At 49.4% G+C, this 11876-nt stretch carries 14 protein-coding genes; 4 read left to right on the top strand and 10 right to left on the bottom strand.

Annotation, left to right across the window (positions count from 1 at the left end; translation table 11 throughout):
* Nucleotides 1-100 precede the first annotated feature (100 nt).
* From MKX98_RS11010 to MKX98_RS10980, 7 genes are all read right to left on the bottom strand, one after another.
* Nucleotides 101-775 carry a hypothetical protein gene (locus MKX98_RS11010; protein WP_339222973.1) on the bottom strand — a complete coding sequence of 225 codons (675 nt, stop codon included), beginning with the start codon at nucleotides 773-775 and terminating at the stop codon, nucleotides 101-103.
* 183 nt (nucleotides 776-958) lie between these two features.
* Nucleotides 959-1279, bottom strand: coding sequence for a helix-turn-helix domain-containing protein (locus MKX98_RS11005; RefSeq protein ID WP_071223811.1), 321 nt, complete (start codon nucleotides 1277-1279; stop codon nucleotides 959-961).
* A gap of 147 nt (nucleotides 1280-1426) precedes the next feature.
* Entirely contained in the window at nucleotides 1427-2095 is a 669-nt protein-coding gene (locus MKX98_RS11000; protein WP_339222971.1) for a uracil-DNA glycosylase, read from the bottom strand.
* A gap of 173 nt (nucleotides 2096-2268) precedes the next feature.
* Entirely contained in the window at nucleotides 2269-2991 is a 723-nt protein-coding gene (locus MKX98_RS10995) for a ThuA domain-containing protein (protein WP_339222969.1), read from the bottom strand.
* A 45-nt stretch (nucleotides 2992-3036) separates the two neighbouring features.
* Nucleotides 3037-4005: a sugar phosphate isomerase/epimerase gene (locus MKX98_RS10990; protein ID WP_100536200.1), complete on the bottom strand. Its 969-nt coding sequence runs from the start codon at nucleotides 4003-4005 to the stop codon at nucleotides 3037-3039.
* A 45-nt stretch (nucleotides 4006-4050) separates the two neighbouring features.
* Entirely contained in the window at nucleotides 4051-5136 is a 1086-nt protein-coding gene (locus MKX98_RS10985) for a Gfo/Idh/MocA family oxidoreductase (protein WP_194541840.1), read from the bottom strand.
* 172 nt (nucleotides 5137-5308) lie between these two features.
* Nucleotides 5309-6409: a Gfo/Idh/MocA family oxidoreductase gene (locus MKX98_RS10980; RefSeq protein WP_194541839.1), complete on the bottom strand. Its 1101-nt coding sequence runs from the start codon at nucleotides 6407-6409 to the stop codon at nucleotides 5309-5311.
* 141 nt (nucleotides 6410-6550) lie between these two features.
* On the opposite strand from MKX98_RS10980, the gene MKX98_RS10975 reads away from it, so the two are divergent.
* Nucleotides 6551-7369, top strand: a complete 819-nt coding sequence (locus MKX98_RS10975; protein ID WP_100536197.1) for an AraC family transcriptional regulator — start codon at nucleotides 6551-6553, stop codon at nucleotides 7367-7369.
* A 100-nt stretch (nucleotides 7370-7469) separates the two neighbouring features.
* On the opposite strand, the gene MKX98_RS10970 is transcribed toward MKX98_RS10975, so the two are convergent.
* The gene (locus tag MKX98_RS10970; RefSeq protein WP_339222965.1) at nucleotides 7470-7778 is read right to left on the bottom strand and encodes a hypothetical protein; all 309 of its coding nucleotides are present in this window, start codon (nucleotides 7776-7778) and stop codon (nucleotides 7470-7472) included.
* A gap of 91 nt (nucleotides 7779-7869) precedes the next feature.
* Nucleotides 7870-8571 (bottom strand): TerC family protein, encoded by a 702-nt coding sequence (locus MKX98_RS10965; RefSeq protein WP_194541837.1) that lies wholly within the window; start codon nucleotides 8569-8571, stop codon nucleotides 7870-7872.
* A gap of 524 nt (nucleotides 8572-9095) precedes the next feature.
* Here MKX98_RS10965 and MKX98_RS10960 point away from each other — a divergent pair.
* From MKX98_RS10960 to MKX98_RS10950, 3 genes are all read left to right on the top strand, one after another.
* Entirely contained in the window at nucleotides 9096-9707 is a 612-nt protein-coding gene (locus tag MKX98_RS10960; protein ID WP_194541836.1) for a VTT domain-containing protein, read from the top strand.
* An 89-nt stretch (nucleotides 9708-9796) separates the two neighbouring features.
* Nucleotides 9797-10762 carry a peptide-methionine (S)-S-oxide reductase MsrA gene (gene msrA / locus MKX98_RS10955; RefSeq protein ID WP_071223801.1) on the top strand — a complete coding sequence of 322 codons (966 nt, stop codon included), beginning with the start codon at nucleotides 9797-9799 and terminating at the stop codon, nucleotides 10760-10762.
* A gap of 131 nt (nucleotides 10763-10893) precedes the next feature.
* Nucleotides 10894-11076: a hypothetical protein gene (locus MKX98_RS10950; protein ID WP_071223800.1), complete on the top strand. Its 183-nt coding sequence runs from the start codon at nucleotides 10894-10896 to the stop codon at nucleotides 11074-11076.
* Between the two features lie 69 nt (nucleotides 11077-11145).
* On the opposite strand, the gene MKX98_RS10945 is transcribed toward MKX98_RS10950, so the two are convergent.
* Complete coding sequence (locus MKX98_RS10945; RefSeq protein ID WP_194541834.1) at nucleotides 11146-11838, bottom strand: YitT family protein; 693 nt, start codon at nucleotides 11836-11838, stop codon at nucleotides 11146-11148.
* Nucleotides 11839-11876: the final 38 nt, after the last annotated feature.

Genomic DNA, 11876 nt, shown 5'->3' with positions numbered 1-11876 from the left:
TTATTTATTGTGATATATTTCACATAAATCGTTAAAATTTTAAACAAAAATACCAAATAACCCTGTCCGCGTCGGAACAAGGTTATGATGAGAACACCCTCTATATAATATCGGCTTCCATATAGGCTCGTTCGCCGCTTGGCACTTTTAAATAAGGGCGAATACCCGCAAACCCCTTCGCATCCAGATTTACCCCGGTCATCCAGTTCCCCTCTAATAAGCCGCCATCCGATTGCATAGCGACGGCAGGCGCCTGAATATGCTCCTGATACAGAACGATGCCGGCCTGTATGGTCTTAAAGGCTTTTCCCTGCTCCACCAACGGTACGGCGCTGATATACGTAGGCACAAAGTAATTCGCAATCACATCCAGCTCTTCCCCGTCAAAAAACGGCTCGCTGCCAAGGAAGGGATGCATCATCACGATTTTCTCATAGAGTGACCAGATGATCATCTGCAGAAATCTTCCCGTTCGTCCCCTATTCTGCCCGGTAGCATGAAATCGATCGGTTTCATAACCAATGAACTTCCATCCGCCGGGGGCTTTGACCCATTTCTGAAACATGACTGAAGCACTGGTACCGTTTTGGTTAACGTTTTCTGCAGGTTCCGGGCTTGTTCCAGAAGCAGCTAACCACAGGGAGTCCGGCACATACTGGCTCAGCATCCGCTTGGTTTTCTCAAAAATATGAAGCACTTTTAATGAAGCGTTTTCAAGTTCTGAGATGTCCTCTTGTCCATAATGGAAACGGGAGATATACGTTCGCTTGGTCATGGGCTCGCCTCCTTGATATGCCGCTCTCGTTATTTACATCATATAGCGGCTGCGTCCGCTTGGTGCATGTCCACATATTCTTGCCGTAAATAAACAGGAACCATACTTCCGTTTAGAAAAAAAACCCTGAAATGAGGATATCTCATGCCAGGGTTTAATCATCAAGGGGAGTCTTAAGATGACTCATCTTTCGACCCATTGTTCTGCCCAGGATGCAATTTGCTCCATCACCGGACGAAGTGCTTTGCCTTTTTCAGTCAGTTCATATTCAATACGTACCGGTGTTTCCGGATAGACATGACGAATCAGTATCCCTTCACATTCCAAATCCTTCATCCGCTCGGAGAGCATTTTATCGCTCATGGACGGAATCAAATTCGAAATATCCTTAAAGCGCTTAGGCCCGCTCATCAACGTTTGAATAATCAAACCGTTCCACCGTTTGCCCAGAAAAGAAAATGCAGATTCAAAACGGGGACACATCGTAACATTTGTAACTTCCATATCCCTTCACCTCTTTACGAAGTCACCTTGTTTATAGAAACTCATAAGCTTAATCAAAAAACTAGAAAACTTACGAATTGTAAGTATGTTTCATTTTAGCACATTTCCGAGAAACTGAAAACCACCTAGCCCCTTTTTCCCATAAAATCAGCTTTTATCCCATAAAATACGAGCCAAAATATCCAAATCATTCTGGATCAATGTGGACAATTTCCTATTATACAGTACGGCCGCTGGATGGAACAGAGGGAATATCTTATAGGTTTCCTCCGAAAACATATAGCCTGCACTTGGATTCTCCGGATCTGCTGCTTGCTGGACCGGGCCCTCCATCAGTTTGCCGTGCAGCGATGTCACCGTTTCATGGCTTCCGATTAACCGGTGCAGTGCCGTATTTCCCATGGGTGCGATAATGTGCGGGCGAACCCATCGGATCTCTTCATCAAGCAAAGGTGCATGGGCCCATATTTCCGCCTTCGTCGGCGTGCGATTAGAACGGCTGATGACGCTCTCGCCCGTGGATCTCACGATTAGCTTTTCCTTATAGGGCCTGCTTCTCAAGGCACTGGTAATATACACTTGCTCCCGGGTCAGGAACAGACGTTCCAGGTAGGCATTCATCTCTTGCCCAGCCTGCCCTACAAAAGGTAAACCTTCCAGAACTTCATGGGCGCCGGGTGCTTCCCCAATAAACATAATCTTGGCGAAGCGGACTCCTCTCCCCAGCAGGAAGCCCTCTACGGGTTGATGGACAAGCTTGGCCTGGCATATGGCGATGATTGCGGGATCTACAGGTGCGCTTTGTACTTCATTCATGTGTACAGCCCCCCTTCTTGTATATCATACAATACCCCATACTTAGGTATATTCTATCCCTAGCCGGCAAAAACATTTCGGTGAACATTCACCGCCAACGATAAAACGAGCCGCTCAAGGGCTCCCCCTGAACGACTCGTTAACGCATGACTTCTTAATAAACGCTCGTAAACTTAGACTAAAACGGGAAGCGCGCGAACCGGCTGACTGTTGCCAAAGGTTTGCTTGCCTGCCGTGGAATAAGCCCAGTTAATCGCATTGGTGATCACTTTCAGCACTTCGGGGTTGTAGTAGGTTGGATAGGTCTCATGCCCCGGACGGAAATAGAAAATGTTCCCATGACCACGCTTGAACGTGCAACCGCTGCGGAATACTTCGCCGCCTTCGAAATTGCTGACAAATACCAGTTCGTCTGGGGCTGGAATATCGAAGAACTCGCCGTACATTTCCTCGTGCTCGATGATGATCGGGCCTGTAATTCCTGCCGCAATCGGATGTGTCGGATTTACACTCCAAATAATTTCCTGTTCTCCTGCTTCGCGCCACTTCAAATCACAGCTCGTGCCCATCAAAGCTTTGAACGGCTTGGAAAAATGTCCGGAATGAAGAACGATCAGACCCATGCCATCCTGCACGCGTTTTACGACCTTGCTTACGATTTCATCACTTACCTGGTCATGAGCCATATGCCCCCACCACAACAGCACATCGGTTGAATCCAGTACATCGTCCGTCAATCCATGCTCCGGCTGATCGAGCGTTGCCGTTCTGATAACGAAATCCGGATTTTGCAGACCCTCCGCCAAAACTGTGTGAATCCCTGCTGGATAAACGTTCCGAACCTCATCATGGATTTTCTCGTGTACGAATTCATTCCAAATGGTTACGTTAAGCATCTTGCTGTTCCCCCTAATTGCTTATTCGGTTGTTACTCTAAGCTGTTAGACCCACCACATTTCTCCGAGCGGCTCTTCGATCAGCACTTGCTGAAGATTTTGCACCGCTTTGGAGAAGCCTTCTTCAATCGACATCAATCCATCTTCATGTTCAATGCTTACGACATAATCATATCCAACCAGACGAAGGGCACTCATCATATCCGCCCATTCCTTCACGTCATGCCCATAGCCTACGCTGCGGAACTGCCAAGCGCGATCCAGCATGTTGGCATAAGACTGCATATCGGTCAGACCGTGCTTGTTCACGTTGATCGGGTCAATGCTTGTATCCTTCGCGTGGAAGTGGTGGATTGCCCCTTCGCGGCCCAAAATTTGAATCGCTTGAACAGGGTCGATCCCTTGCCACCACATATGACTCGGATCCAGGTTGGCACCGATCACTTCGCCTGCGGCTTCACGTAAACGGAGCAGCGTGCCAGGCGTATGAACGGAGAAGCCGCCGTGCAATTCCAAACCAATCTTCACATTGCGGTCTGCAGCAAATTTACCCCATTCGGTCCAGTAAGGAATGACCTTGTTATCCCACTGCCAGGTCAGTATCTCTTGGTAGTCGTTAGGCCAAGGCGCAACCGGCCAGTTCGGGTATTTGGCATCCTCATGGTCGCCTGGGCAGCCGGAGAATGTGTTAACAACAGGTACTTCAAGCTTCTCGGCAAGCTCTACCGTTTTTACGTATGTGTCATGGAACTCTTTTGCGATCGCTTTTTGCGGATGAAGCGGGTTGCCATGGCAGCTCAGTGCGCTAATGATCAACCCACGGGATTCCACCGCATTTTTGAAGTTTTTCAGCGCAGTTTCATTCTCCAGCAGCTCGGCCGGGTTGCAATGCGCATTCCCAGGATAACCGCCTGTTCCGATCTCAACCGCTTTAAGACCCTTGGATGCCACATAGTCCAATGCATCCTCCAATTTACGTCCGCTCAACAATACCATAAATACGCCTAATTTCATTGTATACCTCCTGGTTTACCTTAATATTAGTAGGGATTGCAAGATTTAGTTATCGAAATAAACCGCTTTTCCTGTCTTCGCCGATTCATAGATCGCTTCCAGAATTTGCGTTACAACAAACGCTTGCTCCGGCTTAACCACAGGGTCCTTATCCTCAATAATGGCCTCCAGCCACATTCTGGCTTCACGGTCCGAATCATTTTCCTTGGAGCCGGAATAGAACGCTACGCCGCCGGCATTCAAATCGACTTTGGTTTCGTACAATCTGCTCATTTTCTCGCCATTAATTCGCAGACCGTCCTTCATGTCAGCCCCGCCTTCCGTACCTGCCAGCACGGCTTTGGCTTCGCCGGTCTCAACGACGTTAAGGGCCCAGCTGGATTCCAGAATAATCGTTGCGCCGTTCTCCATCGTAATGAACCCGAATGCCGAATCCTCTACCTTGAACTCCTTCGGATCCCAAGGACCGAACGCATTCGCCGCATTCTCCCGTTGACCAAGTTTATGGAACGTGGATCCCAGCACGCTCTTCGGCTTGTAGTTGTCCATCAGCCACAAGGTCAAATCCAGCGCATGGGTACCGATATCGATCAACGGACCTCCGCCTTGCTTCTCTTCGTCAAGGAATACGCCCCAGGTCGGAACGGCACGGCGGCGAACAGCCAGCGCTTTACCGTAGTAGATCTCGCCCAGCTCGCCTTCCTCACAGACGCCTTTCAGATACATGCTATCGTCGCGGAAACGGTTGTTGTAACCGATGGTAAGTTTTTTCCCTGTACGCTTCGCGGCGTCCAGCATCGCTTTGGCTTCGGAAACGGTCTTCGCCATAGGCTTTTCGCACATCACGTGCTTGCCGGCTTCAAGGGATGCTACCGTAATCTCGGAGTGGGAATCGTTCGGCGTACATACATGGATAACATCGATGCTGCCGTCTTGCAGCAATTCTCTGAAATCCGTGTACACTTTTGCGCCTTCAACCCCGTACTCAGCAGCCGCCTTCTGCGCACGCTCTTCTACGATGTCGCAAAAAGCGACCAGTTCCGCCTGCGCCTGCTTCTTCAAGCTCGGCATATGCTTGCCATTGGCGATTCCCCCACAACCGATAATTCCGATTTTCAACGTTTTCGACATGTCCATTTCCTCCCCATAGGCATTTGATCATTTTGGATGCTCTCCAAATATTAGTGCAACGCTTTCATGCGGACCATTTCCAAGAACTCACACCCCTGTCAGATCCGTCAGAAGCTGGTTTGCATGTCGTTCATAACCAGTGTACAAGAATATGAACCGGGCTGCCAGTTCGCTATTCCGACATGTTTGCCTGCTGCGGCGCCGGAAGTTTGCCGTAGCGGTATGTGCTTTGCAGAACGATATGTCGGCCCTCCAGCGAAGACTGCTGGAACGACTGCATAATCTCCAGCACGTGGTATGCCAGACGGGCGCTCACGCGATGGTCCTTCTGCTCATGAATTGATTGGATCATATCATTGATACCCAGCCCCCGCTCGTTCTTCCCGCATTCAAATGCGGGGTCAAGCAGCTCCCATTCCTCGGAGCCGTGCTTCCGGAGCTTCACTTCGCCGTTAAAGTAGTTCGGATCCCCGAGGCTTAGGCTTCCCTGCGTGCCATAGATTTCGATCCAGGGCAGGTTCGATCCGCCAAAGATATCGAAACTTGTAATCATGGTTGCAATGGCACCGTTCTCAAAATCCAGCGTCCCTGCTAAATGCGTTGGGGTCTGAACCGTAATCGGTTTTCCTTGGAGCGGGCCGGAGCCGATGGCGCGGTCTGGAATCTGGATGCCGGTGGATGCGCTGATCCGGCTTGCAGGTCCAAGCAGCTCTACGAGGGCCGATACATAGTAAGGACCCATATCCATCATTGGACCTCCGCCCGACGCGTAAAAAAATTCAGGATTAGGATGCCAAGCTTCCGGTCCTGAACCCATCATAAACGCCGTAGCGGCAACAGGTCTGCCAATAAGCCCGGATTCAATAGCGGCTTTGGCCGTCTGTACGCCGGAGCCCAGAAACGTATCGGGCGCGCAGCCGACGCGAAGTCCTTTTTGATCTGCCATATTTAGCACCCGGCGGGCTTCATCAAGGGTAATCGCCAGCGGCTTTTCACTGTAAACATGCTTCCCTGCTTCCAGCGAAGCAATGTCCACATTGGCGTGGCTGGCCGGAATGGTCAGATTAATAATAAACTCAATGTCAGTCTGTGCAAGCATCTCCTCAACTGTATACACGTTCGGGATGTTGAACTCTTCGGCCTTCTTCTTCGCGTTGTCCGGAATAAGGTCAGCACATGCCACGACTTCAACCCAAGGGCTGTTCTTTAAGTTCGTGAAGTATACGCCGCTGATGGTTCCGCAGCCAATTATACCTGCTTTCATTTTTTTCATCGCTGTCACTCCTTGAGTGTTTTAGATGTGCTCGGACTAGTACCATGGTATTCTTTTATGCTTTCGTTTAAAATGAAGAATATGATTAAAACATGAACAATCTGGTCATTATTTTCTTATTCTTCAAAGGGGACTTTAGCAATGGATTCAAATCTTTCCAACCAAGTCGTAGCAGCGGATTTCTCATTTCATCGTAAACCTTTCAAGATGTCCCTGGCTGACGGTTTCGACACCTACCTGATGCGATGGCAGACCGACGGCAAATGCCGTGCCAAAATCGATGACGAGCTGTCACTCGTTGAAGCAGGGGATCTGTTAATCTTCACGCCAGGACAACCCTATGAACTCCGAATAGATGACGAATATAACGCTTTGGGTGAGTTAACCATCGAAAGCGGAGATTACCATATTTTTTTCAAGGGTCCCTGGGCTGACGCGTGGTGGAATTCCAAGAAACGCCCAACCAAAATTCGGGTTCCACTGGAAGAGCGTTACCTGAGTCTGTTTCGGCAAATTCTGCTGGAGCAGCGCCGTGTATCGGATCCTTATCCGGAGATTTCGGATTACACGGTGCGGATTTTGTGCCTCGAAGTGGACCGCCTGTTATCGGAGCAGCCATCGACCACACCCAAGACGTATCTAGCCTACCGCATGAAAAATTACATTGAAGAGAATGCCTCCTCGATGTTCAAGCTGGAGGACGTCGCGGCCCATGTCGGCATTAGTGTCTCTCGGGCAGTCCATCTGTTCAAAGAAGCGTTTGGCACCACCATCATGCAATACACCATGGACGTTCGCCTGAGCATGGCCAAGGAACGGATTGTGTTTAGTCCTCTCTCGCTGGAGGATGTTGCCGAAACGTCCGGCTTTGCCAACTATACTTATTTTCACCGCGTTTTCCGCTCCCGATTCGGCGTTTCGCCCAAACAATTCCGCATGGCCAGCCGAACGTCAAACTGATCGTGCCAGCAGTGCAGTAAAAAAGCGGGTCGACCAAGGTTTTTCCTTGATCGGCCCGCTTCTTTCTTGAATCAAATGTAAGATATTCCATGATCCAAAATTACTTCTTATCACGGTTGGCCGCCGCCTCGGATACAACGATAGCCAAGTCTTCATTTCCGAATAACGACAGGACGCCAAGCAGGGTCTGATCCGGTATTTCACCAGCTTCATCCTTGGGCACCGTTAATTCCAGCACCCGTGCCAGCCGCTCATTGTCCGGCTGATTCGGATATGCTTTACGGTACAGTTCCGCTGGGTCAAGTCCGTGATTCACACACCACTGGGCAAACACGAGGATCATCATATCCTCGTCCTGGCGGTACGACTCCGCAATCCGTTCTTCTACGGATTTTTCCGTAAATTCCATGTGTTACCCCTCCTCATGCGAAAAGGGCTTCGGAGCTCTCTTCGTTCATGAAGACATTATACCGTTTACTTGCGCTCAGACAAAGTCTAAACTAGTCAACCATCTTGACCTGCACCGGATGGCTCTTCGCTTTTTGGTCATTTTTCTTCTTCATCCAAGTTCCAAGACTGATGATAATGGCAATAACAAGAATTTCAAAACCATACTTCAGAACGCCATTGGCGAACCAGCTGTGAATCATCGGCTCTTCCACAATCATCTTCGATGCGGTCCAGGCTAACACGGCAGCACCGATCGTGATGATAATAGGAAAGCGATCCGTCAACTTCAGGATAATGGTACTGCCCCACACCATAATTGGAACCGAAATCGCAAGCCCGATAATAACCAGCATGAAGCTTTCGCCAGCAGCGCCAGCTACAGCAAGCACGTTATCCAGTCCCATCATCGCGTCCGCGATAATAATCGTACGGATTGCCGCCCACATTTGGTTGCCAGCGGAAATTTCATGCTGCTTCTCATCCACCATCAGCTTGTAGGCAATCCACAACAGGGCAAAGCCACCGATCAATCGCAAGCCGGGGATCATTAAGAGCTGTACAACGAGGAGTGTGGCCACGATACGAATCACGATCGCACCGACGGTACCCCACAGGATGACCTTCTTCTGGTCCTCCTTCTGGACATTACGAGCGGCAAGCCCGATAACAATCGCGTTGTCGCCTGCCAACACAAGGTCAATGAGGACAATCGATAGCAGTGCCATCCAAAAATCCATCGACATTATATCCATGCTTCTCCCATCCTTTCTGCATTTTCTTTAGATTTACACCTACCGATGTCCTCCACCAAAAAAAAAAACGCTGTTCCCTTAGATTACAAGGTCTACAGCGTTTTTTGGGCGCAAAAATAGACCTCCACCTCATTCATAAATAAATCAGGCAAAGGTCTCGCTAAACAACATAATCGTTGCCAATAAAGCCGGGGATGATTGATCCCGTAATGACGACTTTACTTACGATATAGAATTTATAAGTTATCAGCGGAACCCATGAAATTCTATATCGCAAGAAAACCAACCTTTGAATCGCGGTTGCTTCCTTGAAAGGCCACGATAGAAGGTTTTCTTATGAAGCTACTCCCCTTTGGGAACTATTCGGTTGGACATATTATAACATATGAAAAATCGCTTGTATATTCAATTTTTCCCACCGAAATCGAATGCTTAGCTGTCCGAAATATGGGCAGCAGTCCTGTTTTTTTGCTATCATGGTGCTATTCTGGTTGACTTTGACTTTCGCAAAGTGAGGATTGAACATGAAGAGATGGATCATACCCGCAATTTATTCAACAGCCCTGATACTGGCATTTGCATACAGACATGAAATCATAGACTGGCTGAGAGGAAATCCCCCGCTCTACCTGATGATCCTGCTGGCAGCCCTGCTTGCCTTATTTCCTATTGCGCCCTATAAAGTCATTATCGCTATTCTCGGTTATGCATATGGGACACTCTGGGCTGCAGCCATTTCGTGGTTCGGAACAACGATAGCGGCCGTCATCCTGTATGCGGCAGTTCGGTCCCTGTACCAGGAGCCCGGCAGGCGACTGCTTGGCAAATACGAGGCTATCCATAGGTTTACAGCCCTGGTAGAAAGGCGCCCCTTTCAGTCGATCCTGCTCGCGCGCTTACTGCCCATTATTCCGCAAATGGCCGTCAATATTTATGCCGGCGTCGCATCCATTCCATTCTGGACGTACACAACCGCTTCAGCCATCGGTAAAATCCCCGCGATTCTCCTGTATGCCTGGCTGGGCAGCGGGTTTTCCGATCATCCGCTCCTCTTCGCGGGTATCGCGGGCGGACTTATGCTGGTTACCGCTCTGTGCCTGGCCGCTGTCCGGTGGTATAAAGGGAGACCGGCTTAACGGAGCATCATTTTGGTTTCCCTGACCAAAATGATTATAATATAGAGTAAGACTTACATTTATATGTTATAACGATGGAGGGATAATAGATGAATAATCGTTCAACCCCAAGTGAATTGGCTACCTTTGCGGGAGGCTGCTTCTGGTGTATGGTCTCTCCTTTTGATGAGCTGCCGGGCATCCTGAAGGTCGTTTCCGGCTATACGGGCGGCCATAAGGAAAATCCGACCTATGAAGAGGTATGCTCTGATACAACAGGTCATTACGAGGCTGTTCAAATCACCTATAACCCGGAAGTGTTCCCTTACGAAAAGCTGCTCGAGCTCTTCTGGCAGCAAATCGATCCTACGGATGAGGGCGGACAATTCCATGACCGGGGCACATCTTACCGGACTGCTATTTTTTACCACACGGAGGAGCAGCGTGAACTTGCGGAGCAATCCAAGCAAGCCGTAGCTGCCAGCGGACGATTCGATGGACCGATCGTAACGCCCATCATCCCCGCCAGCACTTTCTATGAAGCTGAAGAATATCATCAGGATTATCACAAGAAAAACCCGAGCCATTACAAACGCTATCGCAAAGGTTCAGGACGCGAGGATTTCATTGAGCAGCACTGGTCGGATCCGGTAGATCCAGCCGAGCTTAAACAGCGCCTGACACCGATCCAATATGAAGTGACCCAGAATAACGCAACCGAGCCTCCGTTCCACAATGAGTTCTGGGACCATCACGGGGAAGGCATTTACGTGGATATCGTATCCGGCGAGCCGCTCTTCAGCTCAACGGACAAATATGATGCCGGCTGCGGATGGCCGAGCTTCACCCGTCCGATTCGCGAATACAACATTAAGGAAAAAATGGATCTTACCCATATGATGGTCCGCACCGAGGTAAGAAGCAAAAAAGGCGACTCGCACCTCGGCCATGTATTTGACGACGGACCTGGGCCGAACGGGCTTCGCTACTGCATCAATTCTGCGGCACTCCGATTTGTACCGAAGGAAGAGATGCAAAAGGAAGGCTACGGCGAGTATTTGCAGCTGTTTGAATAAATCCAAGTTTCCTAGTGCATTGCCCTTCAGGGCAATGCACTTTTTGGTACGATTGAACCCGCTTATTCAATTTGGCTGCACGGGGTAATATACATTACATACGAATTAGAGATGAACTGGAGGGATTGCACATGCCTTGGAGCAAACATGATTATCCGCCATCCATGAAAAACCTGGAGCCTCGGGTGAGGAATAAAGCCGTGGAAATTGCCAATGCCCTGCTGGAGGAAGATTACGATGAAGGTCGTGCCATCGCTATCGCCACCGCCAAGGCACAGGAGTGGGATGAGAATCATCCGAAGGACGAGAAGTGAAAATCCGGGCATAAGCATACGAAAGAAGCTCACCCTGCATGCGGGTGAGCTTCTCTTAGTTGGACCGTCTTATGAACGGCCGCTAACGGTATGCTGCGCTGTCTTCGGAGTAACCGGAGTGCTTGGGGCACGGACCGCCTTCCGAATCGGTTTCTTTTCCGTTTTCTCGGTACCGTACGTCACTGTGATGGTGATCACTTGTCCGGCAATCGATACGGCTAATATAGTATATAAGGTTTCAACCAATGGCATGTAGAATAGCGATAATAGCAGTACTACGGCATCCATCAGGAAAAACACCGTCCCTACCTTAAGCCCGCTCCACTCGCTGAACAGCACGGAGATCACGTCGTCACCGCCTGTCGCTCCGCCGAAACGGAGCACGATGCCTGCACCAAAGCCCGTCAATAAACCGGACAGCAGCGCGGCTGCCAGCAAGTTATGATTCAGATCGATCACAAGCGTGGAATACCGCTCGATCAATGCGTAGAACAAGGTGAACATGCTCGCCGCAACTACGGTATTGATAATGAACTTCCGACCTTTGATGAATAAGGCAACCAGCAGAACCGGTATGTCCATGAGGACCATACTTAATGCGGGCGGAATATCAAGCGCATATTTGCCAAGCAGCGCAAGGCCGACAAAGCCGCCTTCGGTTAAATGATTGTGAAAATTAATGTGATAATACGTAAAAGCCATTAAAAACGTTCCGAACAACATCGCCGACATGGTGATAATTGTGTTTTGTCTTTTCCTCATACAGGATCCCTCTTGTCGTAGTAGATTGGTCAGACATA

Origin of the sequence: Paenibacillus sp. FSL W7-1332 (assembly GCF_037969785.1) — a bacterium.
Taxonomy (GTDB): Bacteria; Bacillota; Bacilli; order Paenibacillales; family Paenibacillaceae; genus Paenibacillus_AQ.
Note: the sequence above shows the minus strand (reverse complement) of the source record. Positions and strands in the feature narration are given on the sequence as shown.